The organism is Sulfurimonas hongkongensis (assembly GCF_000445475.1).
GTDB lineage: Bacteria > Campylobacterota > Campylobacteria > Campylobacterales > Sulfurimonadaceae > Sulfurimonas > Sulfurimonas hongkongensis.
On record NZ_AUPZ01000005.1, the window covers coordinates 117,805 to 142,494 of the forward strand.

The window sequence follows — 24,690 nt, forward strand, 5'->3', positions numbered from 1 at the left end:
TTCTATTTTAAGAAGAGTTAAAATTTCGATATAATCTCTCTTATGATAAAAAAATTCTTTTATATAATCTTTATGTTACTACTTATATCAATCATCTCATTTTTAGCGATTCACGCTGCACCAAATAGTTTTTTTGCAGCTGGAGAGTTAAATCCTAACATGACAGAAGAAGCGATACAACAGTTAAAAGCGGTATATGGCTTAGACAAATCTCTCACAGCTCAATACTTAGACTGGATAAAAAATATACTCACACTAAACTTTGGCATCTCATTTGTAACTGGTCAGGATGTTAGTAGTGAGATATTAAAGAGACTCCCTATCACACTAATTATGAACTCAATAGCTCTTGTTGCAGTCTTTATTATCTCTCTATATCTTGGGATAAAAGCGGCACTAGAGTATGAGAAAAAAGCAGACTATATTATCCGTCAAATATCTTTAGTCTCTTTTTCTATGCCATCTTTTTATTTAGCACTTTTGTTTATTATATTTTTATCTCTAAATCTAAATCTTTTTCCTATCGCTGGACTTCACTCTATTGAACCTAAAGAGGGATTTGCTTATTATACTGATATGGCTTGGCATCTAGTGTTGCCAGTTGGTGTTATGATATTTGTAGGGCTTGGAAGTATGATAATCTATGTCCGCTCACTAACTCTTGAGATACTAAAGAGTGATTACTACTTTTTTGCACTCTCTCGTGGGCTCTCACAAAGGCAACTGCTTCGCTACTATATACTGCCAAATCTACTACCTCCAATCATCACGCTTCTTGGATTATCTCTTCCCGGGCTTATTGGTGGGAGTGTTATTTTAGAGTCTATCTTTGGTATAGATGGAATGGGACAACTCTTTTTTATGAGTGCGCTGAGCCGTGACTATCCCATAATAATGGGAACTTTGATAATAACAGCTTTTTTGACACTTTTGGGAAATATGATAGCGGATTTGATTTTACTAAAACTAAACCCATACATCAAACGCGGGTAAAAGCTTAATTTAGAACTTATACTAGAATGAGGATTATATAAGCATTTCTATGCAGAGAGTGTGAAGGAACCCACACTTTGAGAACGATAGCAGTTTGTCAGATCTTCTGGAAGTGAGGCTTTAGCCTCGCCTTTTTGCGGGACTCATCGTGGAGAACGCCATTGGTTAGCGTTCCTAGAAGTCCCACTTCCGGGATAAAACTATAGTTATTTCATAGTCTCAAAAGAGATGGAAGAAGAGAATTTTTTTAGGAATTTATCTCTGCCTCGAAAGAGGCAAATTTTAGTGCCTAAGCGGCTAGCTTAGCAAAAGGGACAAGTCCCTTTTGCATTTTAAATTATGAAAACAGTGCCTCTAGTGCACCAACACCATCTTTTGATTCTTGTGTTTCACCTTGTTCATCTGTTACTTCATCGTTTTCTACAAGTTCTATGTTTAAGCCAGTTAGCATAGATGCAAGACGGATATTTATACCACTCTTGCCTATGGCTTTTGATTTTTGATCAGCTGGTAGTGTTATGATGGCTTTTTGAGGCTCTTTATTTTCATCTTTAATTATCTCAACATGAGAGATAATAGCAGGAGACATAACTCTTGAGATAAAAAGCTCAGGTATAGTTGTGTACTCAACACAGTCAATGTTTTCGCCTATAAGCTCACGACTAACCGCATTGATTCTAACACCTTTTACACCAACAGTAGCACCGACTGCATCGACTTGAGGATGTGTACTTATGAGTGCTATTTTAGCTCTCTCTCCTGGGATTCTTGCACTTTTTTCAATGATGACTGCTCCATCAGCAATCTCAGGAACCTCAAGTGCTAAAAGCTCTTCTAAAAATTTAGGAGAAGTACGAGATAGTTCTATTTGGATACCATTTTCTTTATCCATTATAACACGGCGAACAACAGCTTTTAGATGATCCCCTTTTTTAAATACTTCACCCTTTATACGACTCTTCATTGGCAAAACTGCACGAACTTCATCTACCTCTATATATGTAGCATTGTTTGAGTCAACGCTAGTTACGCGACCATTTACAAGTGTACCTATTTTAGAGTTGTATTTGTTAAAAAGCTCATCTTCTACAAGCCTTTGAACATGATACTCTATCTCACGATGAAGATGCGATGCAGCAGTCCTTCCATACTCTTCTAGGTCATGTGGGATTTGAAGTTGGTCATCAAGTTCTACTTGATCATCATACTCTTTCGCATCAGTTAAAGATATGTACGCAGGAGCAATCTCTTCATCTTGAAGTCTCTCATCATCGTCAGCTACAACTGTGATAGTTTGAACAATATCCACACTTCTTTTTGCTTTATCTATATTAGCTTCAAAAGCAAATCTTTTATCAATAACTCTTTTTGCAGTTTGAATAAAAGCAGTCTTTAGAGCTTCTATAACCTTATCAGGTTGAAGACCTTTTTCATGTGCAATAGCATCAACAATATCTAAAATTTTTTCCATATCAACTTCCTTGATTTTTGCATAAGCAATGGTTTTTTTAAGTCTCATAAAAAACAGTTGCAATAATATTTGTTTGGGATTTCTTATGAAGTATGAGATTATATCTAAAATTATCTTTAATATGACTTTTAGTAGTTTTCATATATAATGCAAGACTTTTTAATAGTAGTAAAATAATCACTTTTAGTGATGTGGGTATTTGTAATCTCGAACTTGTTTTAGGCTTGTGCGACATTAAAGACTAATGGCCCCGAACAAGTTTGGGGTTCCAAAGTTTTGCAAAAAGCGTTAGATGAGATGCTTTGGAGTAATATAAGTTATCATCCAAGAGCAACAAGGTTGCGAGAGCCTTGCGCTGAAGCTTGTCGTAAGACTCTCTGTGAGAAAACCAAGCGTTAGCGTAGTCAAAGGAATTACTTCCTTTGGCGTGATAAATGAATAGGGAAAAGGTTCCCTTAAATTTATGAAATAAAATTAAGGAAGAGGCACTAGTGCCGAGGGCTTCCCGCCGAGGGAAACCAAGCGTTAGCGTAGTCAAAGGAATTACTTCCTTTGGCGTGATAAATGAATAGGGAAAAGGTTCCCTTAAATTTATGAAATAAATTAAAGGAAATAGAGAGATGGATTTAAAATTTGCAAGAACAGATATCGAGACAAAACCAAAAAAAGTTGATTTAGATAAATTAGAGGCTAGTGTTGAGAAAGAGGGGAGTATGATTTTTTATTTTGATAAAGAGAACTCTCACAAAGATTTGCTAGAGCTTCAAGATCATTTTGAGCAAAAAGGTAAGAGTTTTTATATGAGTGAAGTAAAATATGGTCTCTCAGACGGTGAGTATATGTATCAAGTACATATTATTAGCTAAAGACTATGAGTAAAAAGTTATTTATCGAGACTCTAGGTTGTGCCATGAACTCACGAGATAGTGAGCATATGATAGCTGAGCTTACAGAGAAAGAAGGTTACAAGAGTGTATCTGACTTTAGAGATGCTGATCTTATTTTGATAAATACTTGTTCAGTAAGAGAAAAGCCTGTCTCTAAACTTTTCTCAGAGTTAGGAGTCTTTAACAAGAAGAAAAAGCCAGATGCGAAGATTGGTGTTTGTGGTTGTACAGCATCGCATCTAGGCGAAGAGATTATAAAAAGAGCACCATATGTAAACTTTGTACTAGGTGCTAGAAATGTCTCTAAAATCAGTGAAGTTTTACACAAAGATAAAGCAGTTGAGATAGATATAAACTACGATGAGAGCGAATTTGCTTTTAACGACTTTAGAACATCCCCCTATAAAGCTTTTATCAATATATCCATCGGTTGTGATAAATCTTGTACATACTGCATAGTTCCAAAAACTCGTGGCGATGAGATCTCTATCCCTGATGAACTTATTTTAAATGAAGCTCAAAAAGCAGTTGATTCTGGAGCAAAAGAGATCTTTCTTTTAGGTCAAAATGTAAATAACTACGGACGTAGATTTTCAGGTGAACATGAAAAGGTAAACTTTACAGAGCTGCTTCGAAGACTTTCAAAGATAGAAGGGCTAGAGCGTATTAGATTTACATCTCCACACCCTTTTCACATGGACGATGAGTTTATAGAAGAATTCGCTACTAATCCTAAGATATGCAAATCCATGCATATGCCACTTCAAAGTGGATCTACTAAAGTACTCAAAGAGATGAAGCGAGGCTATACAAAAGAGTGGTTTTTAAATCGTGTAGAAAAACTTCGTAAAGAGTGCCCAGAGGTTAGCATATCTACTGATATTATTGTTGCTTTTCCAGGTGAGAGTGATGAAGATTTTGAAGATTCTTTAGATGTTATGCGTCAAGTTCGATTTAACCAGATTTTTTCTTTTAAATATTCGGCTCGACCGGAGACGGAAGCTGAGCACTTTACAAATACAGTTGATCAAAGCGTTGCATCACAAAGGCTAACAACCCTTCAGAATCTTCATACTGAGATTTTAGATGAGATAAATGCTACCTCTTTAGGAAAGACTTACAGAGTGTACTTTGAAGATCTTATCCAAGACTACTATGTGAGTGGTAGAAGTGATGATAATATTGTTATTAAAGTAAAAGGCTCTGATGAGCTTTTAGGACAGTTTAGAGATGTTTTGATAACATCAATCTCAAGGACAATCTTAGAGGGAGAAATAGTTGCTTAAAAAGCTGTTTCGTTATATCGCCTTGATAGCTGTACCTTTTATAGCGTCGCTATTTATACGCCTCTTATATCTAACAAACAAAAAAGAGTTTCATGCTCCTTCGACCATAGGAGATGAACCAACTATTTTTGCTTGTTGGCATGGAGAGCTTCTTATGCTTCCATATCTCTACTCTTACTACAGAAAAACTCCATATGCAAAAGTTTTAATATCGCCTCACTTTGATGGGCTGCTAATCTCAAAAACTATAAAATACTTTGGGCTAGGGACAATAACAGGATCTACACACAAAAATGCAGCAAGAGTTCTTTTGCAAGCTATGAAATCTTTAAAAGTTGGTTATGATATTGGAATAACACCTGATGGTCCAAAAGGTCCAAGACATGAAGTAGCAGATGGTATAATAGTAATGTCACAAAAAACAAAGGCTAAAGTTGTCTTAGTTCGCATACTTCCAACTAAATTCTGGAAGCTTAAGAGTTGGGACAAGTTTATAATCCCTAAACCCTTTGGGACCATACATTTTTGGGCATCAGAACCATTGGATATAAGTGGGACAGGGATGGAAGAGGCTAGAACTTTTTTAAAAAAGAGGTTAGATAATTATGAGAAGTAGAGTACTGATCCTAGCTGTAGCTTTCTTTCTACTTCTTTTTATGGCACTCTATTTTCTTATAAACCCATCCTATGAAAAATCATTAAAAGCAAAATATTACTACGAAATAGGCGAGTATAAAGAAGCTCTTGTCTTTGCAAAAGAAGCCTTTAGTATGGATATATATAATCGTATGGCTTCAACTGTGATGGCCCAGTCTATTACCTCACTTAAATATGTAACTTACATAGAAGAAGCAAGAGCATTTATGCAAGATATAAACAAAATTGCCACGCATGAAGTAATCTCTAACGCTGATAAAGCGAAGATAAGAACCATCTGTGAGATAATGATAAGTTCATATAAAAAATTAGCTCCAAGTGTTGTAACCGATAAGGAGTTAGTAAAACAAGCGGCAAAATATCATAAAGATTTTGAGAAGTTACTTGAAAAAGTCAGTAAGTAAAAAAAGAGTAGCGTTCTTAGAGCATTTAGAAGATTTTAGAGGCTACTCAGATTTGACCATAAAGAGCTATGATGAGGCTATAAAAGAGGCTTTAAGATACGTAGAAATATTTGAAGAAGATGATAAAATCATCATTAACCTTATGCCGTATCGTATAAAAATAGCAAAACTAAATCCTAAAAGTATAAGTAAAAAATTAAGTGCCATAAGAGGCTTTGTAGAGTTCTTAAATGATAATGAGATGAGTGTATTTTTAAAAGCAGATGAGAGCATTAAGGTGGCAAAAACTTTGCCAAAACCTATATCGCATAAACATATAAGTGAGGCACTACAACATGCGGATGAATACGAGACTCTAATCGTTGTGATGCTCTACTCCCTAGGGCTTAGAATATCTGAGCTTGCGGCTTTAAAATTAAGTGATATCTCAAGCGAATGGATAAGAGTCTTGGGTAAAGGAGATAAGCATAGGGATGTGCCACTTTTAAAATCAACTAAGAAACTTATAGATGATTATTTAACAAAAAACTCCCCAAAAATATTTCTTTTTGAGGCAAATGATGAAAGATTAAGCCAAAACACTCTAAGATATAGGGTTAATAAAGTCTTTAAAAGAGTGGGGTTAAAAGTGTCGCCGCATCAACTTCGTCACTCTTATGCGACAGAGTTACTAAATAGTAGTGCATCTATTGCTGATGTTAGTGAACTTCTAGGACACTCTAGTATGGCTACTACACAAATATATACAAAATTAGGCAGTGCATTGAAACAACAAAACTATAACAAAGCACATCCTCTATGTGGAGATGAATAGTGCTCGGCAAACTTTTTGAATCCATATACAGCAAGATATTTGTAGCTATTGTTATTGAACGCTCAAAGAGTGTTGTCTACATTCATATAAGCAGTAGAAAACACACACCTAAAAACTATCACAAAAGTTTTGACTCTACAGAGTTTGGAGAAAAAATCAAAGAGTATATAGACTCTTTTATAGGTGAGTCACCTTTTTCTTATATCTGTGTTTTAGACTACTCAGAGGAGCAAGGTGCTATTCCAACATGCTCAACTAAAGATATGTCTACCTTTGGTGACTTTAGTGCTTCAAAAATGATGTGTCATAAAAATGGTTGGGCTTACTACACATCCGCATCAGATATTGAGACAATCAAAAAAACTTATGCACAAGTTGGTGTTGATTTTATATTTTCTTCTTTTAGCGTTTTGTCTAGCTTTTTTAAAGACAAGATAGATTCTCACCTAGGACTCTTTGTTCTTGTAGAAAATAGCTATATAACACTAGGTGTTTTTGATAATTGTAAACTCTTGTTTGCAGAGCACCTAAATATTGAACATGACAACAATCAAGATGAGTTGATGATGGACTCATCAGATGAAGAAATTGACCTTGATTTGGGCTCTAGTATTGATTTAGATGATATTGATGCTATGAGTGACATCGATGGTTTGGATGATTTTGGAGATATTGAAGATCTTGATACTATAGATGAGATAGATGAGTTTGCACAGTCTCAAGATGATGAATTTTTAGATGAAGAGGAGGAGCTCTTAGTTCAGGATCCAAGTAGCTTCAATGAGGATTATCAAAGATTTTTAGCTATTCAAAGCTCTGTAAATAGATTTTATAAAGACTCCAAATATCAAAGCAAATTTATAGAGACTGTTTATATTGCCGATGCGGTAGGCGTAAGTAGTGACTTAAAAACTTATCTTGAAGAAGAGATGTTTTTTAGTGTTTTTGTTAGACATATAGACTTAGGCAGTGAGATTATTGACCTTGCAAAGGCAGAGCTAAAATGAAGTATAGCTACATAAAACCACGCAAAAAAAGTGTAATATCATCAGAGTTGCATCTTATTTTTAGCTTTTTTACCATCACACTTCTTATGCTTTTTTTAACCTACTCTTTTTTACTTTTTAAAGATTATAGATTTGCCCAAAATAAAAAAGATATAGACCAAAAGATGCTTGAACTAGAGTCAAGCGTACAAAAGATGAACGCACAAATAACTTTTATAGAAAAAGAGGTACTTCTAAGTGAGAGAATTTCAACCAAAAATACAGTGTTAAAAGACTCCATTGCAAACCTCTTTGACCTTGTGCCACAAAGGATAACCCTCTCACAAGCTACACTTTTAAAAAATGGGCTTATACTTCATGGTGTAACACCTAACAAAGATGTGTATAACTTTATGCTTCAAGCTCCTCTTCGTTCTATCTTTCATAGGACTTATAGTAGTTTTTATGAGAGTGATAACGGCTGGCTAAGGTTTGTCTCAACAAACTATATAGATGAAGAAGAGTTAGCATTAGAGTCTCCTAGCTATGAGGAAAAAAAGGAGGTAGGTGATGAAGATTAATATTACAAAACAGAGTTTATACCTTCTTTTTTTATCGATTATACTGCTTCTTTTTGTGCTAATATTTTCATTTTTAGTTCTTATACCTGAGGGAAAAAACTATAGAGAACAAAGAGGTATACTAAATAAAGAGGCAATGGAGCTTAGAAGATATGAAGAGTTTACAGAGAAGACTTTAGAGCGACTAAAAGAGTTACAGTCAGAAAATGCTCATATCATAACCTCTTTTGATAACTCTTTTAACTCTGCAAGGTTTCAAAAGCAATTTAGAAATTACTTTATATCTTTAGAACTATCAAAACAAAAACAGCTAAGCGATGAGGATGAATTTAGTGTTTATGAGGTAAATACAACTTCATCTATAAACTCTCCACAGAGTTTTTATAACTTTTTAGATGCTGTCAATAAAGCTGACTGGATTATAGGTGTTAACTTTCCCATAGAGTTTAAGCGAGATCATGAACTTATAAGTTCTTCTTTTACTATGAGAGTCTATAAGAACAAAAAAGTATCACAGTAGTAGCTCTTTTACTTTCGCAAAAGTGTCTCTGTTTTTGTAGAGATATGGACGCATCTTAGGTGCTATTTTTATAACTCTACACTCCTCTTTAAACTCTTTAGTCATAGGAGTTTTTGCATCTAAATATGGCGATACAAAGACAAACTCACCCATACGACAAACTAAAAACTCTCTACCTACGACTAAGCTACTTTGCTCACGAAGTAACTCTCTCTCAGCAAAGCTAAGCATATAAGACTTTGTCTTTAGTATTTTATCTATTATAAAGATATCTGAGCGGGTATTGTTTGTGGATTTAAAATAAGTGAGTTCTTTTATATGCTCTATTTTAATCTCAGGAACAAGTGCCTCTCTATCAGCATCAAGATACTCAAAACTCTTTTTGATGCCACTTAGATACTTATCTAAAAGAACATTTGTATGTCTATGCCTAAAATAGTTTCTTTTTATCTCTTTATCTCTGTTTGTTTCATCTTCAAAGTATTTTATATCACTTTTTTTGAGATAAGCATATAGTTCACTTTTGTCAAGATGCAGAAGTGGACGAACTAAAGTGTAGGTATCTCTTTTTTGCAACTTTTGCATTCCAGCCATCTCAGCACAACCTGCACCTCTGCAAAACTGCATCAGCATCCACTCAAATCTATCGCCTAAGTGATGGGCAGTTATTAGGTTGTCATAGGAGTGTTTTCTTATAAGAGACTCAAAAAAATCGTATCTTATCTCTCTAGCTTTTGCTTCAAAGTTAGACTCAATGCTAGGAGCCTCAAGGGTGTGGCAGAAGAGATTGTATCTTGATGCCAACCCTTTAGCGTAACTAACTTCTAGCTCGCTTTGTTCTCTTTGTTTGTAATCAACTATAGCGATATCAAACTCTATATTTTCATTCAATAGTAGAAAAAAAAGGGCTGAAGAATCAACTCCGCCTGAAAATGCCAAGAGGTTTTTTTTGCCCCTTAATTGGTACAGAGTAGAATTCTCAAGCATAAGATTTACTCTTTGTCCTCAACTGTTAGAGTGTTGCTTATAAGTTGCGAGACTGAAGCCCCACTTCCAAAAGAGTTGTCAACTGTTGCAGTTAAAGTGTCGCCTATAAGTTCAGTTATCTTTGCTTTATAGATTTTACCAAACTCTAGCTCTTTGTCCTGTGTTCTATCATTTACATAGATTTCACCATCAATCTCAGGTGCCCACATAAGCTCTTTTGCGCTTAGAAGATACTCATGTTCATCACTCTCTTTATCGATGACAATTTTTGTATCCTGTCCGACTCTTTTTTGTAAAGACTCTTTTGCTACTTTTGAAGCTATATCGCCTAGCATCTGAGCTCTTAGAGAGATAGTCTCTTCTGAGACTTTATCACTCATATCATAAGCTGGAGTTGTCTCTTCATCGGAGTATGAGAAGACATTTATCCTATCAAAACCAAACGAAGATGCAAACTCCGTCATCTCATCAAACATCTCCTGAGTCTCTTTTGGATGCCCAACTATAAAACTAGTTCTCAAATATGCACCTGGCAAGCTCTTCATAAAATCTAAAAGCTGTAGTGTTTTTTCTTTGCCAAAACCTCTTTTCATCAAACCTAACATCTCATCGTTTATGTGTTGGATAGGCATATCAAAGTAGTTGTGAAAAATCTCACTCTTTGCTATGTTTTTTAAAAGTGAAATAGTTGTCGTTGATGGATAGAGGTAGAGGATTCTAGCACTTTTTACGCCCTCTATAAGCTCTATACGCTGTATAAGCAGACTTAGACCATCTTTGATATTCTGGTCTCTTAGATATGAAGAGCTATCTTGTGAGACAAAACTAAAGTCATAATAACCTTTAGCTACTAAACCCTCTACCTCTTTTGCGATGGAGTCAAGGTTACGGGAGTTTAGTTTTCCTTTAAAAGAGGGAATTGCACAAAAACTACAAGTTTGGTTGCACCCTTCTGAGAGTTTTATGTAGGCGTGATAGCTAGACCCAGTAACCACTCTTTCGCTACCATCTATAAGAAAAACTTCATCTGAGAAACGACTCTTTTTCTCTTGTAGTAGTTCATCGATGCGGTCATAATCGCCAACACCAGTAAAGATATCAACCTCTGGCATTTGAGCGGCTAAGTCTTTTTTATATCTCTCGCTAAGGCATCCTGCCATAACCAAGACAGAGTCCTCTTTTCTTGCTTCATGAAGAGATAAAACAGTGTTTATGGACTCCTCTTTAGCCGCATCTATAAAACCACAAGTATTTACAATGATAACATCAGCTTCGCCCTGTTCATCAGTTAGTGTAAAGTTTTGAAGTTTGCCCATCATAACTTCAGTATCGACAAGGTTTTTAGTGCATCCAAGAGAGACTATATGGAGTTTGTTGCTCATTACTACTACTTTTGTAAAAATTTTCGTAATTATATCTAACTTCACAACTGATGTTACGAGCTTTTATAAAAACGGACTTGTTCGTTTTAGTGTTGTAATTCTCGAAAACTTGTTTTTCGTAGCTTTAGGGGGTTGTAGGGACGGCGAGTCCCTGCCACTAGAACGGACTTGTTCGTTTTAGTGTTACATATCAATTAGATGCTACAATACGCCCATGAAAATATATGATGTTTTAATCCTCGGCGGAGGAGCTAGTTCTTTGATGTGTGGGGCTCATTTGAGCAAAAAATTAAGTGTTGGCATCATCGATGTTAATGCTAAAGTTGCACAAAAACTTAAAATCTCTGGTGGTGGTAAGTGTAATATCACAAACACCATAATGAGCCAGAGAAACTTTGATGGAGATGAGAAGCTTATTTCAAGTGTTTTGAGTCGTTTTAGCAGAGATGATTTGTTGGAGTTTTTAAAGCAAAACTCACTTAGTCCAGTTGTGCGAAAAAACCGTTACTACTTTTGCAAAGACTCATCTGATGAGATTATAAATATCTTAAAAAAACTCACTTCAAAACTCACTTTTTTATTAAATACTGAAATCTTAGAAGTTAGTAAAGTAGAGGAAATCTTTTATGTTAAAACCAACAAAGGCGAGATAAAAGCTTCAAGAGTTGTAGTAGCAACTGGTGCAAAGAGTTACAAGACTTTGGGAGCAAGTGAGATTGGGCTTGAAATTGCTAAGAGTTTTGGTATCGAGACAAAAGAGTTTACCCCAGCACTAGTAGGGCTTACTCTTCAAAAAGAGCAGTTTTGGATGAAAGAGTTGAGCGGACTTAGCTGTTTTACTCGCATAAAAGTAGAAGATAGAGTCTTAGAAGAGGATTTGCTCTTTGCTCACAAAGGCATTAGTGGTCCTGTAGTCCTTAGTGCATCTCTGTACTGGAAAAAAGGCAATATCTCTATAGACTTTCTACCAGATACAGATATATTTGAGCTGATAAAGGGGAGTAAAAAACTTATAAGTTCAGTTATTCCTCTACCAAAAAGATTGAGCGTAGCTATACTTAAAGCCTTAGAGGTTTCAGATGTAGAGTGCAGAAAAATCATAAAAGAGCAAAGAGAGAAACTTAGCAACATTCACAACTATGAGTTTGCTCCAGCTGGTAACTTTGGTTTTACTAAGGCTGAGGTCTGTCGTGGCGGAGTTTTATCAGGCGAGCTAGACTTTAAAAACCTAGAATCAAAAAAAATAAAAAACTTACACTTTATAGGCGAGGTTGTTGATGTAACGGGAGAACTTGGAGGCTATAACTTTCAGTGGGCTTTTAGTAGTGGCGTAGTTTGTGCAAGAGAGATAAATAACTCTTTTTAATCTTCCTATAAGACAAAAAAATATAATAATATTATAATTGAGTGCTCTGAACAATTATTAAGGTAGATCCTGAATCAAGTTCAGGATGACGGTTTGTTTGTTCAGGATGACGGTTTGTTTGTTCAGGATGACGGTTTGTTTGTTCAGGATGACGGTTTGTTTGTTCAGGATGACAGTTTGTTTGTTCAGGATGACAGTTTGTTTGTTCAGGATGACGGTTTGTTTGTTCAGGATGACGCGTGTCCCGTCATTCCGTGCTTGACACGGAATCTAGTTTATAAATTAATCAGAGGGTTCAATTATATAACCATTTATAAAAAGGAGTTTTTATGCAAATCTCTCTTATTGATATAGGCACAAGTAAGGGGATAAGAATCCCTGCTAGTGTTTTAAAAAATGTTCAAATCTTTAAGTGCGTTTGAGTTGCATGTAAAAGGAAATCAGATTATCTTAGATACTATAGAGTCTCCTAGAGAAGGGTGGGATGAGAAGTTTAAAAGTGCTTCAAATGAGATGAACTAGGATAATCTAATAGTCGCACATATGACATCAACAAATAAAGACTATCCAACACAAGTAAAATTATCTAAAGACAGTTTTATAGTGCTAGATCAGATAAGAACTATATCAGTAAAAAGAGTTGTAAAAAACTCGAGATTAAATTATCACCTAAAAATATAAAAGAAGTCAAAAATGTAATAAAGCTGATGTTGGTTGATTAGTGAGAGTCTGTGCTAGTTAATTTAATAACGAACTTAAAAGTTAGAGTGCATGATCGATCTAAAAAAAATGTTTTAAAAATCATCTATAAAAAGCTATGCAACTCTTATAAAACAAGTTAAAATATCACAAAAAATAAAGCAAGGTTCTAGCATGAAATTAGTACTAACAATAGCGGGATCTGATAGTAGCGGTGGCGCTGGGATTCAAGCTGATCTTAAAACATTTGAAGCTTTTGGTGCTTTTGGAGCATCTGCTATAACTGTGCTTACTGCACAAAACACTATGGGCGTTAGTGACATCTATGAAGTAGAAGCTTTATTTGTAAAAGAGCAGATAGAGTCGGTTTTACAAGACTTTGATGTGAGTGCTATAAAGATAGGAATGCTCTACTCAAAAGAGATTATAAAACCTTTAAACATCCCAATAGTACTCGACCCAGTTTTTATCTCAAAAGCAAACTCTAAACTACTCAACCAAGATGCCATAGCTGCAAATTTGGCACTAGGCAAAACACTTGAAGAATCCATAGAAGTATCTAAAAAGTTTATCCACAATGCGATACTTAAGGCTCCTAAAATCGGACACTCAAGAGGACCGATAAACCATAAAACAGCAGGAGAGATGTTGTGATAAAAGTTGCAGTCTCAGCTTGTCTTTTAGGTGATAAAGTTCGTTTTGACAAAGGACACAAAAGAGACTCGTTTGTAGTAGAGGAACTTGGTAAATATGCAGAGTTTGTCTCTTTTTGTCCTGAAAATATCGCATTTTCTTCTCCACGACCCTCCATTAGAATGGTAAGAACTGAGGATAACTCACTTCGCATCATCTCAAACAAAACAGCAGAGGATTTAACGCAAGTCTTAGATGAGCACGCTAGAGCGGAGTTACAAAAGATAAAATCGCAAAATATTCGCGGACTTATACTAAAGTCAAAGTCTCCTACTTGTGGGCTTATGAGTTCTAAAGTTTACTTAGAAAATGGTTTTGCAGATGGCAAGGATGATGGAGTTTTTGCCTCAATGTGCAGGGCTGAGTTTGGTTACTTTCCTATGGAAGAAGAGGGCAGACTCTGTGATGCTTGGCTTAGAGAAAACTTTGTGATGCAACTCTTTGCTTATGATGATTTTGAAGAGTTTAAGGAAGATGCAAAGATGGGCAAGTTAGTAGAGTTTCACAAATCTTACAAGTTTTTGCTCCAATCAAAAGATGAGAAAACATATAGAGAGTTAGGTCAGATTGTAGGCAATCATGAGCAGAAGAGTTTTGATGAGATTTTACTTGAGTATGAGGCACTTTTTAAGATGGCAATCTCACAAAAGAGTAGCGTGAGTAAGACTAGAAATGTGCTTGAACACATGAGCGGATTTATAAAGAACTTTTTAGATAGCTCTGAGAAGCAGATGCTCCATGCTCAGATAGATGATTATGTGGCTAAAATCGTACCTCTTGTAGTTCCACTTAGCACACTTAGACTCTACGCTACAAAGTATAAAGTGAGCTATCTACTAGAGCAGAAATTTTTGGACCCATATCCAAAAGAGTTAGCACTTCGCTCAGAGATTAAAAGCACAAAATGAGAAGGATTCTCTGGTTTAGGCGAGATTTAAGAGTAGCTGATAATCCACTTCTGGCTTACGAGGGGGAAGTTCTACCCATCTTTATCTTTGATAGGGATATTTTAGATGCGCTAGATACGAAGGATAAAAGAGTTAGTTTTATCTATGAGAGTGTGGTTAAATTAAAGCATGAACTCCGTAAAATTGAGCTTGATTTGAGGGTTTTTTATGGGAGTGTTGATGATGTATTTGAGCATCTTGGCAGCTACGCTTTTGATGAGGTTGTTGCATCTGGAGATTATGATGAGTACGCAAAAGAGAGAGATTTAAGAGTCTCTCACAAACTTCACTTTAGATATATCCAAGACACTTACATCTTTAGACATAATGAAGTTTTAAAGGGTGATGGGACTATCTATTTTGTTTTTACTCCTTTTTATAAAAAAGCAAAGCTCGTCTTAGAGAGTAAAAACATAGATGTCATCCCAAGAGCAAAACAGACTCTTTTTAGTTTAGATTATGATGGTTTGCTAAAAGTAGATGCAGATAAAAATATCTCTAAAGTAGAGTTAAATATCCAAAATATTGGCTTTAAAAAAGTAGAACTTGAAATAATATCTCCCTATGAAAAGCTAGAAGATCTAGTAAAAAAATTCCCTAGATATAAAGAAGATAGAGATTTTTTAAGTCTTGACGCAAGCTCGCATCTTAGTGTTGATCTGAGATTTGGAACTATTGGCATCCGAGAGGTGTTAAGACGCATAATGCCATTAGAGAATTCTGAAGCATTTGTAAGGCAGCTTATCTTTAGAGATTTCTATGCTTACTTGCTTTTTCACCTGCCATATATTGAACATAAAAACTACAAATATAGTTTTAATGGCATAGAAGATGGGCAGAAGTTTAGAATATTTTGTGAGGCAAAAACTGGTGTACCAATCGTAGATGCTGGAGTGCGAGAGCTTCTAAAGAGTGGAGAGATGCATAACCGTGTCCGTATGGTTGTTGCATCTTTTTTTACAAAAGATTTGCTTCTTCCGTGGCAGTGGGGAGAGAGCTTTTTTGCAAAGCATCTCTTAGATTTTGACAAGGCTAGTAATGTTTTATCGTGGCAGTGGAGTGCAGGAACTGGGGTTGATTCACAACCTTATTTTAGAGTTTTTAACCCATATTTGCAAAGCAAAAAGTTTGATAAAGATGGCATCTATATAAAAAAACATATAAAAGAGTTAAAAGAGTTGGATTTAAAATATCTTCACAATGAAGAGTATCTTCTAAATAACTCTATAAAAAACTATCCAAAACCGATGCTAAGACACAAAGAGGCTGCTAAAAAAGCTATAGAGATATTTAGGAGGGCAAATAGGTCCATCTAAACTAAGATTTTAATATACTAAATGTATCAATGAGTATGCTAAGATATGAGAAGTAAAAAGTACAAAGGATAAAAAATGTTAAAAGAGTTATTACACACAGGTATTGGTGCGGCGGTTATTTTAAAGCAAAAAGTTGAAGATGAGTTAAAAAAGCTTGAAGATGAGGGTAAGATAAAAACTAAAGATGCAAAGAGTTTTTTAGAGTCTATCGAGACTAAAGGAAAAGAAGAAGAGCAAAGAGTAAAAGAGCAGTTAAAATCAACTCTAAAAGAGGTTATAGATGAGCTTGGACTTGCTACTAAAGAGGACTTGGCAAAACTAAAAGAGGATTTAAAATAGACTCACGTAAGTACTACTCGCCTAGAAGAGTTTACAAGGTTTTTAACTTTTTACTTACTATCTATCTGGTTATAAAAAAGAAAAAGAGTTTTTTAGGTTTTAAAGTATTGAAGCCAAAAGAGTTAAAAGAGACCATAATTTTTTTAGGTGCGAGTTTTATAAAATTAGCACAAGTTTTAGCTACTCGTTCAGACTTTTTTGATAAAGAGTACTTAGATGAGTTAAAAGAGCTCCACGACTCACTTCCTCCTATGATAAAGAGTGAGTTTGATGAGGTTTATACAAGAAGCTTTAGTGAGAACTCTTTTGCTAGGTTTGATGACAAGCCTATTGCATCTGCGTCTATTGGGCAGGTTCATGTAGCCTTTACTCATGAAGGACAAAAAGTAGCGGTAAAACTTCGCCGCTCTAGCATCTACTCCCAAGTGATGGCAGATATTAAGATCATCAAAAGCTTTAACACTCTTTTTAAACCTCTCTTTTCCCATCATACAAAAAACTCTATAGAAGCTGTAATAGTTGAGTTTTCAAAGATGATAAAAGAAGAAGTTAGCCTTACTAAAGAGTTGAGTAACTTAGTGAAGTTTTCATCCATCTATAAAGATGCAGGCATTAAGTTTCCTGTTCCGCTACCAGAATTTTGTAGTGATGATGCACTTGTTATGAGTTTTGAAGAGGGTTTTAGGTTTGATGATAAAGAGAGTATCTTTGAGCATGAGATAGACTTTAGGGCTATCATTGCAAAACTTGTTGATTTTTATACGACTCAGATGCTCATAAATGGTTACTTTCATGCTGACCCACACCCTGGAAATCTCTTAGTCTCTAAAGATGGTGAGCTTATACTTCTTGATTTTGGGATGGTAAAGAGTGTTCCAAACTACGCAAGAGTAGCCATCATCGAGCTTATAAAAGCTGCAAATGAGCAAGATTATGAACGCTATATTGCAGCAAACAAAAAACTTGGAACCATCGCTTATGAAGCTCCAACTGAGCTTTTAGCGGAGTTTAGTGCTAAGATGTTTGAGATATTTTCAAATGAAAATCTTAGCAGTGAGTCTATGCAAGAGTTAGCTTTTGAAGTCTTAGAGACTACAAGAGATTTGCCATTTAAACTTCCAAGTGATGCTATCTATATACTTAGAGTAAGTGCCATTATAGAGGGGCTTGGAACTACTTATATAGAGAATTTTAACGGTGTAAAAGATATCTTGCCGATTTTGCAAAAAAATATCCCAAGAGCTTTGGGTGCAAAAGATAGTATCTTAGAGACTTTGATAGACGAGATAAAAGACATCCCTTTTATAGTAAAAGATTTTAAATCTGCCATAAAAAAGATAAGTTCAAATGAACTTCAAGTAGAACTCATAGGGGACCAATTAGAGTGGATAAAAAGAGATGCTAAAAGTGAAGTAAAATCTTATGCTATCTCATTTGCTCTTATGATAGGAGCTATTTTTATGATGATTTATGATAAAAGTCTCAAAGAGATGGCAGTTGTTTTATTTTTAGCTGGTGTGTTTAAAGTCATATATAGATGAGTGTAGAAATTGTAAAAAGAGGCAAAAGATGAGTAAAAAAATAGCGGTGGTTTTAATAGCACATGGAAGCAAAAGAAGCGAATCAAATGAAGAGTTTATCAGACTTGTTAAAAAAGTAAAAGAAGAAGATACTCATTTTTGTGCGGTAGAGTTTGCTTTTTTAGAATTAGCCAAGCCAAGCATAGAAGATAGCATAGATAAGCTGCACCAAATGAAAATGGATGAAGTATATCTCTATCCATACTTTTTAAATAGTGGAAAACATGTGGCTGTAGATATTCCAAAAATTGCTCGAGAGATGCAACTAGGCATAGAAGATATGAAGATAGAGGTTTTAAAACATTTTGGAGAGTCCCAAAGTATCGCAAAAATAATCTCACACGATTTAAAATCTTTGAGCTTTTTAAAACTTAATTGATAGGTAATAACTTATGTCAAATAAATTTTCACTGTTTAGATAGTTGTTTTTATGATAAATAACAAATGAAGGTTTTGTTGTAGTCTCATACCCACTGTCAACTAGCCAATCATGATATACCCATTGCATAAATCTTAGTATATCTTCACCCTTGCCTTGCAAATCAAACCTTGCATATACACCATCAGAGATTTTAAATTTAGGCAATCTTTTTGTAAATATCTCCTCTTGCTCATTTGTGATTATACAAGCTATATATTGGCAACTATTGAGGTCTGTGATGGTTGGATTATCGTGTAAAAGTGCCATCATTTGATAGTTTTTTATTTTATTATCCAAAATCAAAGTATATAGTTTTTGCCAAGTCTCTTTGATATTGTTTATATATCCATTATTGCGAATGTAGTAACTCTCTATTGAGGGCATATTTACTATTGTTGCAGATAGTTTTGAGTAATCTACACTAGAGTTTGTAGGTATATTTGACGCTTGTAAAATGGAGTTTGAATAGTTTTTATATGCACCATTTCTCCAATCTTTTGGCGTGGCATCAAACTTCCCTCTAAAGGCTTTTATAAAAGAAGAGTGGGAACTATATCCACATAGATTAGCCACTTCTGATATTGTAGAGTATCTGTTAGTCAAAAGTAGGCTGGCTGCTTTTTGTAGTCTTATAGATTTAATACTCTCATATATATTTTTTCCAAAAGTATTTTTAAATACCTTATGCATATGAAACTTACTTATACCAAGATTGTGGCTTAGTTCGTTTAGGTCAATATTTACATCTATATGAGTATAGATATAATACATTATACTATTTGATATTTTAGTATTATTTTGTAGAGTAACTTTATTCATAAAATAATTATAGCACCAAAGGATAATAAAAATAGCAATTATAGACAATTTTAACTGTTTTAATAAACAAATAAATTGACAAAAAAAAAGAAGAATTTCCTCCTACTAATCTACTAAAATAACATCTAAATTTAATACTAGGATATGTTTATGCAAAAGATAACTAAGATTTTAGTAGCCAATAGAGGCGAGATTGCCCTAAGAATCATAAGAGCTTGCAGGGAGCTTGAAATAAAATCAGTAGTTGTTTTCTCAGAAGCCGATGTAAATGGGATTTGGGTTGCAAGAGCTGATGAGAGCTACCCAATAGTTGGAAATGCAATAGATGTATATCTCAAGTATGACAAAATAATTGATATAGCAAAAAGAACAAAGTGTGATGCCATACATCCTGGGTATGGTTTTTTATCAGAGAGTGCAGAGTTTGCACAAGCGTGCATGGATAAGGATTTGATCTTCATAGGGCCAAAGCCACACCATATAGAACTCTTTGGAGATAAAATGGCTTCAAAAGTTGCTATGAAAAAGATAGGAGTCCCTGTCTTAGAGGGAACAAGCTCTCCTATCATAGATGAAGAAGAAGGGAGAAAGATTGCCCTAGAGATAGGTTATCCCATCATAATAAAAGCAGCATTTGGTGGTGGTGGAAGGGGTATGAGAATTGTCCATTTTGCTGATGATTTTTCTAAAATGTTTGCCTCTGCTACAAATGAATCTATAAAATATTTTGGTAAAGGAGATGTTTTTATAGAAAAGTATGTTCAAAATCCTAGACATATTGAGATCCAAATTATTGCTGATAAATACGCAAATGTACTCCATTTAGGTGAGCGGGATTGCTCAATTCAAAGACGACATCAAAAAGTTATAGAGATAACTCCATCGCCACTTTTAAATGATGAAGTTAGACAAAAACTTTGCACTATCTCTGTAAATGCTATGAAAAAACTTGGATATGAGAGTGTAGGGACTGTTGAGTTTTTAGTTGATGAGAGGAATAATATATACTTTATAGAGATGAATACCAGAGTTCAAGTAGAACATCCTGTCACTGAGATAGTAACAGGAGTTGATATTATTCAAAGAATGATAGAGATAGCTGCTGGTGATAAGCTAAAATATTTGCAAAGCGAGATACAATTTAGAGGATATGCTATAGAGTTTAGAATCAACTCAGAAGATCCGCAAAATAACTTTATGCCCACAGCTGGAGTAGTAAAAAAATATTTAACACCAGGTGGACCTGGAGTAAGACTTGATACCAGCCTATATAGCGGATATGAGACACCAACTTGTTATGACTCTATGCTAGCGAAGTTGATTGTGTGGGCACTTGATTGGGATGGGGCAGTTGCTAAGGCTAGACGAGCATTGGATGAGTTTCATATAGAGGGCTTTAAAACAAATATACCACTTCATAGAGAGATAGTAAGAGATGAGGGTTTTAAAGAGGCAAAATTTGATACTGGATATTTAGATGCAAATATGAATATGTTTAATCTAGATGCACAAAGCTCAATCGCTAATGAAGAGCAAACAGTTTTAAAATTAGCAGAAGTTGTTAAGCAAATAAAAGGAAATAACTTAGTTAAACTTGAAAATGATTTTACTCTTTATTAAGAAGTGATTTTTTGCTAGATTTGCTAAAAATATCTTCTTTTAAAAGAACCTGAGTAAAGTTGGGGCAAAAGCTTTTAGAGATAGATAGTAACTAGCAATGTTTAAGAGCCGAGATTCAGTCGCTTATTAATCATTTTTTTGTATAATCGCCACAATTTAATAAAAGGACACCACACCCATGGAAATTATAGGTCAATTATTACCGTTTGTTTTTTTAATCGCAATCATGTATTTCGTAATCATCCGCCCACAACAAAAAGAGGCTAAAGCTAGAAAAGAGATGATAGAAGCCCTTCAAAAAGGCGATAAAGTCGTTACAAATGGCGGGTTTATTGTAGTTATTCATAAAGTTGAAGAGAAATTTTTAAGCATTAAGATGAATGATGATGTAATCGTTAAAATATCAAGAGACGCAATAGCAAGAAAGTATGAGGATGAAGCTTAATTACCGCACAGTAATCTTTGCTATTGCTATAGTTTTTGGAGTTTTTTTCTCAGCTCCATCACTCTTGCAACTCCAAGATGGAAAAAAAATAACATTAGGACTAGATTTACAAGGTGGTTTGCATCTTCTTTTGGGTGTTAAAACTGAGGAAGCTACAAAGTCTCGCATCAAGTCAATAACAGCTAGTATAAAGCACTTCACTGAGAGAGAAGATATCTTAGTAGATGCTCTAAGTTTTGATGAATCATCCATCACATTTACACTTCTTGATATTGACGATGTTAAGCGTGTAAAAAACTATCTAAAAGATACAACTGGTATTAGCGTAGATGTAAATGCAGAATCCTTTTTGCTTGAACTCACACCTGAGGAAGTTATAAGGACACAAAAGCAAGCAGTTGATCAAGCTATTGAGACTATAAGAAATAGACTAGACCAGTTTGGTTTGACAGAACCTGTAGTAGCTCGTCAAGGAGATGAGAAAATTCTTGTTCAACTAGCTGGTATCAAAACGCAAGAGGATGAGCAAAGAGCAAGAGAGCTTATATCTCGTGCTGCGAAACTTGAACTTATGGCGGTTGATGAAGATAGAGCTGCAAGAGTTCAAAATATGAGCCATGCTGATGCGGCTGCTTATGGTGATATTATCTTAGATGATGTTAAAAACCCTGCTATTAAGTACCTTGTTCGTGAGATTCCTATCCTTGATGGTGGAATGCTAACAGATGCTTCTATGGGCTTTGATCAAAATAACAGACCACTTATAAACTTTAAGCTAAATGCTGAGGGTGCTGAAATATTTGGAGATTTTACGGGTAAAAATGTCGGGAAAAGGCTAGCTGTAGTTCTTGATGGCAAGGTATATTCTGCTCCAAATATAAATGAGAGAATCGGTGGAGGCTCAGGGCAAATCTCTGGAAGCTACACTGTAGAAGAGGCAAAAGATTTAGCTATTGCACTTCGCTCAGGTGCACTTTTAGCTCCCATATATGTAATGGAAAAACGCTCAGTTGGTCCAAGTTTAGGGGCTGATAGTATAGAAGCTAGTATGGTTGCACTAATAGGCGGTTTTGTCTTAGTAATACTCTTTATGATGCTTTACTACAGAGCTGCTGGGGTTGTTGCAAATATTGCACTTATTGCTAACTTGTTTATCATTTTAGCTGTTATGAGCCTTTTTGGTGCAACTCTAACACTTCCCGGTATGGCTGGAATCGTTCTAACTGTTGGTATGGCAGTTGATGCCAATGTTATTATAACTGAGAGGATAAGAGAGCTTCTGCTTGAGGGCAAATCTATCCATAAAGCTATAGAAGAGGGTTATGCAAATGCTGTAAGAGCTATACTTGATGCCAATATTACTACGTTAATTGCCGCAATTGTTCTTTACGCTTATGGAACTGGTGCCATCAAGGGTTTTGCCATAACTATTAGTATTGGGATTTTAGCATCAATGCTAACAGCTATTTTAGGTACTCATGGTATTTATCAACTCCTAGAATCTAAAATACACAAGAGCAAAAACAATAATTTTTGGTTTGGAATAAGGGAGTCTAAATGACTCTAGTTAGGAAGATATATGGAATTTTTTAAATATACAAGAGCCTTTAACTTTATGGGTAAATCAAAGATAGCTTTGATATTATCTGTTTTTATGGTGTTAGCATCTTTTGTAATTCTTATGACAAAGGGGTTAAACTACGGTGTTGACTTTGCTGGTGGAACTATAGTTCAAGTTAAGTATGACAGAGCGGCTCCAATAGATGAGATGAGAGAAAGACTAAAGTCAAATGAGCTCTTTGATGGTGCATCTATTACAAAATTTGGTAGTGTTGATGAAGTAGTTATTCGTATGAAGAGTACTACGAGTAGTATCAGTGTAGATATTGGAGATGTTACCCGCGAGACATTAGAGGGAACTGGAAATTATGAGATTAGAAGAGTAGATATAGTAGGACCAAAGGTTGGTAATGAGCTAAAGGAAAAAGGGATGATGTCTCTTGTCTTAGCAGTTATTGGGATCCTTGTCTATGTAGCTTTTAGGTTTGAGTGGCGTTTTGCTGTTGCATCTATAATTGCACTTGTGCATGATGTCTCTATAGCCCTTGGAGCTATTGCACTTGTGGGACTAGATGTAAACCTTGATGTCTTAGCTGCGCTTTTAACCATACTGGGTTACTCACTAAATGATACTATTATCGTTTTTGACCGTATTCGTGAGAGTGTAACGGGCAGTAAAAACACAGAATTAAGCGAAGTTATAAATGAGTCAGTGACACGAACACTTGCTAGAACTACTCTAACTTCACTCACAACTTTCTTTGTGGTCTTTATGCTCTTTATGTTTGGTGGAGAGATAATTCACGCCTTTGCATTTACTCTTTTAGTTGGGGTGATAGTTGGTACTTACTCTTCTATTTTTGTGGCATCACCTATACTTTTATGGTTTGGCTTTGATATAAAAGCTTATCATGTAAAACTAGCTGAGAAGACAAAAAGAGAGGTTGAGAAGCAAAAAATGCGAGAGCAATTTGAATCTGGAGTGATGTAAAATTATTTTATAAACTCAGCTTGGCTCATATTTAACATGAGTCAAGCCTAGATCTTCATTAAAAGAGACTAATCTCTTTTCTTTTTCTTTTTTTAATCATATTGATACTATAATCGCTAGCATAAGGAGAATATCATGAGCAATTCTACAATCGTATTTATGCTTCTATTTATAGTAGTGTGGGTTTATTCTTTAATTTCTATAGTTACTGGTGAGTTTAGGGAGCAAAAGGCAAAAGTTTTCTGGATGATAGGCGTCTTTTTTGTTCCATTTCTAGCCTTTTTCTATCTATTTATGAAAAAAAACCTACTTGTAGAGAAGTGAAAGACTCTAAGTTCTGAGTCAAGAAGCAGAGCCTATTCAGTAGTCACTTAAGATTTTTTTTGTATAATCACCCAATTTTAGCCTTAAGTATTTTTGGGACCTCGAACTTGTTCGTTTTGCGTGAGAAAATATAAGAGGCACTAGTGCCGAGAGCTTCCTGCCGAAGGAAACTTAGCATAGCTAAACGGACTTGTTCGTTTTGCGTGATAAAATAGATGAAGGGTTTCTTTCATCTTATGAAATAAAATTAAGGACATTATGCAATGGATTGGGGTAAAGTAATATATGTGTTTTTCTCGCTAATGAGTTTGACATCAATAGCGGGATTTTTGTATGAACATAGTGCGGTTGCACTCTTTGTGGCTGCTAGTTTGAACCTTGTTTCTACAGTTCTTAAAATTGGTGTTAGAAACTTGCTCTCTGCTGAGCTTTTAGCATCATCACTTGTGGCTGATTTGCATCTTATTCCAGCTTTTATCTACTTAGAGGTTGTTGGAAACTTAGAGTGGGCTATAGCACTAACTATTGGTGCACTCATTGCAAATCTTTTTTCTGTTGGGCTTGTCTATATAGAGAGTTCCAAAACACACGAAGAATATTAA

Annotated in this window: 28 protein-coding genes; 24 read left to right on the top strand and 4 right to left on the bottom strand. The window is 35.1% G+C overall.

Features of this window, described 5'->3' with window-relative positions; genetic code table 11:
• Window positions 1–33 precede the first annotated feature (33 nt).
• Window positions 34–993, top strand: a complete 960-nt coding sequence (locus M947_RS16515) for an ABC transporter permease (protein WP_031347901.1) — start codon at window positions 34–36, stop codon at window positions 991–993.
• 337 nt (window positions 994–1,330) lie between these two features.
• On the opposite strand, the gene nusA is transcribed toward M947_RS16515, so the two are convergent.
• Window positions 1,331–2,464: a transcription termination factor NusA gene (gene nusA, locus M947_RS16520; protein ID WP_021287178.1), complete on the bottom strand. Its 1,134-nt coding sequence runs from the start codon at window positions 2,462–2,464 to the stop codon at window positions 1,331–1,333.
• 620 nt (window positions 2,465–3,084) lie between these two features.
• Between nusA and M947_RS16530 the strand changes: the two genes are divergently transcribed.
• Genes M947_RS16530 through M947_RS16565 form a run of 8 tightly spaced genes read left to right on the top strand, consistent with a single transcriptional unit; the run spans window position 3,085 to window position 8,599 of the window.
• Window positions 3,085–3,330 (top strand): HP0268 family nuclease, encoded by a 246-nt coding sequence (locus M947_RS16530; RefSeq protein ID WP_021287180.1) that lies wholly within the window; start codon window positions 3,085–3,087, stop codon window positions 3,328–3,330.
• 5 nt (window positions 3,331–3,335) lie between these two features.
• Window positions 3,336–4,637 (top strand): tRNA (N6-isopentenyl adenosine(37)-C2)-methylthiotransferase MiaB, encoded by a 1,302-nt coding sequence (gene miaB, locus M947_RS16535; RefSeq protein WP_031347903.1) that lies wholly within the window; start codon window positions 3,336–3,338, stop codon window positions 4,635–4,637.
• Window positions 4,630–5,253 carry a lysophospholipid acyltransferase family protein gene (locus M947_RS16540; RefSeq protein ID WP_021287182.1) on the top strand — a complete coding sequence of 208 codons (624 nt, stop codon included), beginning with the start codon at window positions 4,630–4,632 and terminating at the stop codon, window positions 5,251–5,253. Before miaB ends, M947_RS16540 begins: the two co-directional genes overlap by 8 nt.
• The gene (locus M947_RS16545; RefSeq protein WP_021287183.1) at window positions 5,243–5,698 is read left to right on the top strand and encodes a hypothetical protein; all 456 of its coding nucleotides are present in this window, start codon (window positions 5,243–5,245) and stop codon (window positions 5,696–5,698) included. The genes M947_RS16540 and M947_RS16545 overlap by 11 nt, the downstream gene beginning before the upstream one ends.
• Window positions 5,679–6,512 carry a tyrosine-type recombinase/integrase gene (locus M947_RS16550; protein WP_031347905.1) on the top strand — a complete coding sequence of 278 codons (834 nt, stop codon included), beginning with the start codon at window positions 5,679–5,681 and terminating at the stop codon, window positions 6,510–6,512. The genes M947_RS16545 and M947_RS16550 overlap by 20 nt, the downstream gene beginning before the upstream one ends.
• Window positions 6,512–7,519 carry a hypothetical protein gene (locus M947_RS16555; protein WP_021287185.1) on the top strand — a complete coding sequence of 336 codons (1,008 nt, stop codon included), beginning with the start codon at window positions 6,512–6,514 and terminating at the stop codon, window positions 7,517–7,519. Before M947_RS16550 ends, M947_RS16555 begins: the two co-directional genes overlap by 1 nt.
• A complete protein-coding gene (locus tag M947_RS16560) occupies window positions 7,516–8,079 on the top strand; it encodes a hypothetical protein (protein ID WP_021287186.1) in 564 nt (187 codons plus the stop codon). The genes M947_RS16555 and M947_RS16560 overlap by 4 nt, the downstream gene beginning before the upstream one ends.
• Complete coding sequence (locus M947_RS16565; RefSeq protein ID WP_021287187.1) at window positions 8,069–8,599, top strand: hypothetical protein; 531 nt, start codon at window positions 8,069–8,071, stop codon at window positions 8,597–8,599. The genes M947_RS16560 and M947_RS16565 overlap by 11 nt, the downstream gene beginning before the upstream one ends.
• Here the strand turns inward: M947_RS16565 and tilS are convergent.
• Together tilS and rimO are read right to left on the bottom strand one after the other, a co-directional pair.
• Window positions 8,591–9,586: a tRNA lysidine(34) synthetase TilS gene (tilS, locus tag M947_RS16570; protein WP_021287188.1), complete on the bottom strand. Its 996-nt coding sequence runs from the start codon at window positions 9,584–9,586 to the stop codon at window positions 8,591–8,593. The two genes, M947_RS16565 and tilS, sit on opposite strands and share 9 nt — an antisense overlap.
• A gap of 5 nt (window positions 9,587–9,591) precedes the next feature.
• On the bottom strand, window positions 9,592–10,968 hold the full coding sequence (gene rimO / locus M947_RS16575) for a 30S ribosomal protein S12 methylthiotransferase RimO (protein ID WP_021287189.1): 1,377 nt from the start codon (window positions 10,966–10,968) through the stop codon (window positions 9,592–9,594).
• Between the two features lie 214 nt (window positions 10,969–11,182).
• On the opposite strand from rimO, the gene M947_RS16580 reads away from it, so the two are divergent.
• From M947_RS16580 to M947_RS16615, 9 genes are all read left to right on the top strand, one after another.
• Complete coding sequence (locus tag M947_RS16580) at window positions 11,183–12,334, top strand: BaiN/RdsA family NAD(P)/FAD-dependent oxidoreductase (protein ID WP_031347907.1); 1,152 nt, start codon at window positions 11,183–11,185, stop codon at window positions 12,332–12,334.
• A gap of 396 nt (window positions 12,335–12,730) precedes the next feature.
• Window positions 12,731–12,856, top strand: a complete 126-nt coding sequence (locus tag M947_RS23755) for a hypothetical protein (protein WP_021287192.1) — start codon at window positions 12,731–12,733, stop codon at window positions 12,854–12,856.
• A gap of 9 nt (window positions 12,857–12,865) precedes the next feature.
• The gene (locus M947_RS23840; protein ID WP_425425636.1) at window positions 12,866–13,015 is read left to right on the top strand and encodes a type II toxin-antitoxin system PemK/MazF family toxin; all 150 of its coding nucleotides are present in this window, start codon (window positions 12,866–12,868) and stop codon (window positions 13,013–13,015) included.
• Window positions 13,016–13,207: 192 nt separating this feature from the next.
• Window positions 13,208–13,687, top strand: coding sequence for a bifunctional hydroxymethylpyrimidine kinase/phosphomethylpyrimidine kinase (gene thiD / locus M947_RS16590; RefSeq protein WP_021287194.1), 480 nt, complete (start codon window positions 13,208–13,210; stop codon window positions 13,685–13,687).
• On the top strand, window positions 13,684–14,634 hold the full coding sequence (locus tag M947_RS16595) for a YbgA family protein (RefSeq protein WP_021287195.1): 951 nt from the start codon (window positions 13,684–13,686) through the stop codon (window positions 14,632–14,634). Before thiD ends, M947_RS16595 begins: the two co-directional genes overlap by 4 nt.
• Window positions 14,631–15,989, top strand: coding sequence for a cryptochrome/photolyase family protein (locus M947_RS16600; RefSeq protein WP_021287196.1), 1,359 nt, complete (start codon window positions 14,631–14,633; stop codon window positions 15,987–15,989). Before M947_RS16595 ends, M947_RS16600 begins: the two co-directional genes overlap by 4 nt.
• Window positions 15,990–16,064: 75 nt before the next feature.
• Entirely contained in the window at window positions 16,065–16,328 is a 264-nt protein-coding gene (locus M947_RS16605; RefSeq protein WP_021287197.1) for a hypothetical protein, read from the top strand.
• Window positions 16,325–17,869: an ABC1 kinase family protein gene (locus M947_RS16610; RefSeq protein ID WP_031347910.1), complete on the top strand. Its 1,545-nt coding sequence runs from the start codon at window positions 16,325–16,327 to the stop codon at window positions 17,867–17,869. Before M947_RS16605 ends, M947_RS16610 begins: the two co-directional genes overlap by 4 nt.
• A 28-nt stretch (window positions 17,870–17,897) precedes the next feature.
• On the top strand, window positions 17,898–18,287 hold the full coding sequence (locus tag M947_RS16615) for a sirohydrochlorin chelatase (RefSeq protein ID WP_021287199.1): 390 nt from the start codon (window positions 17,898–17,900) through the stop codon (window positions 18,285–18,287).
• Here M947_RS16615 and M947_RS16620 read toward each other — a convergent pair.
• Window positions 18,273–19,148 carry an AraC family transcriptional regulator gene (locus M947_RS16620; RefSeq protein ID WP_021287200.1) on the bottom strand — a complete coding sequence of 292 codons (876 nt, stop codon included), beginning with the start codon at window positions 19,146–19,148 and terminating at the stop codon, window positions 18,273–18,275. The genes M947_RS16615 and M947_RS16620 overlap by 15 nt on opposite strands.
• Before the next feature lie 150 nt (window positions 19,149–19,298).
• Here M947_RS16620 and M947_RS16625 point away from each other — a divergent pair, with 150 nt between their 5' ends.
• The 6 genes from M947_RS16625 (at window position 19,299) to M947_RS16650 (ending at window position 24,690) form a co-directional block, all read left to right on the top strand.
• A complete protein-coding gene (locus tag M947_RS16625; protein WP_021287201.1) occupies window positions 19,299–20,768 on the top strand; it encodes an acetyl-CoA carboxylase biotin carboxylase subunit in 1,470 nt (489 codons plus the stop codon).
• Window positions 20,769–20,946: 178 nt separating this feature from the next.
• Window positions 20,947–21,213 (top strand): preprotein translocase subunit YajC, encoded by a 267-nt coding sequence (gene yajC, locus M947_RS16630; RefSeq protein ID WP_021287202.1) that lies wholly within the window; start codon window positions 20,947–20,949, stop codon window positions 21,211–21,213.
• Entirely contained in the window at window positions 21,203–22,774 is a 1,572-nt protein-coding gene (gene secD, locus M947_RS16635; RefSeq protein WP_021287203.1) for a protein translocase subunit SecD, read from the top strand. The genes yajC and secD overlap by 11 nt, the downstream gene beginning before the upstream one ends.
• 18 nt (window positions 22,775–22,792) lie before the next feature.
• Window positions 22,793–23,764, top strand: a complete 972-nt coding sequence (gene secF / locus M947_RS16640; RefSeq protein ID WP_021287204.1) for a protein translocase subunit SecF — start codon at window positions 22,793–22,795, stop codon at window positions 23,762–23,764.
• Window positions 23,765–23,899: 135 nt separating this feature from the next.
• Window positions 23,900–24,088, top strand: coding sequence for a PLDc N-terminal domain-containing protein (locus tag M947_RS16645; protein ID WP_021287205.1), 189 nt, complete (start codon window positions 23,900–23,902; stop codon window positions 24,086–24,088).
• 263 nt (window positions 24,089–24,351) lie between these two features.
• A complete protein-coding gene (locus tag M947_RS16650; protein ID WP_021287206.1) occupies window positions 24,352–24,690 on the top strand; it encodes a DUF6394 family protein in 339 nt (112 codons plus the stop codon).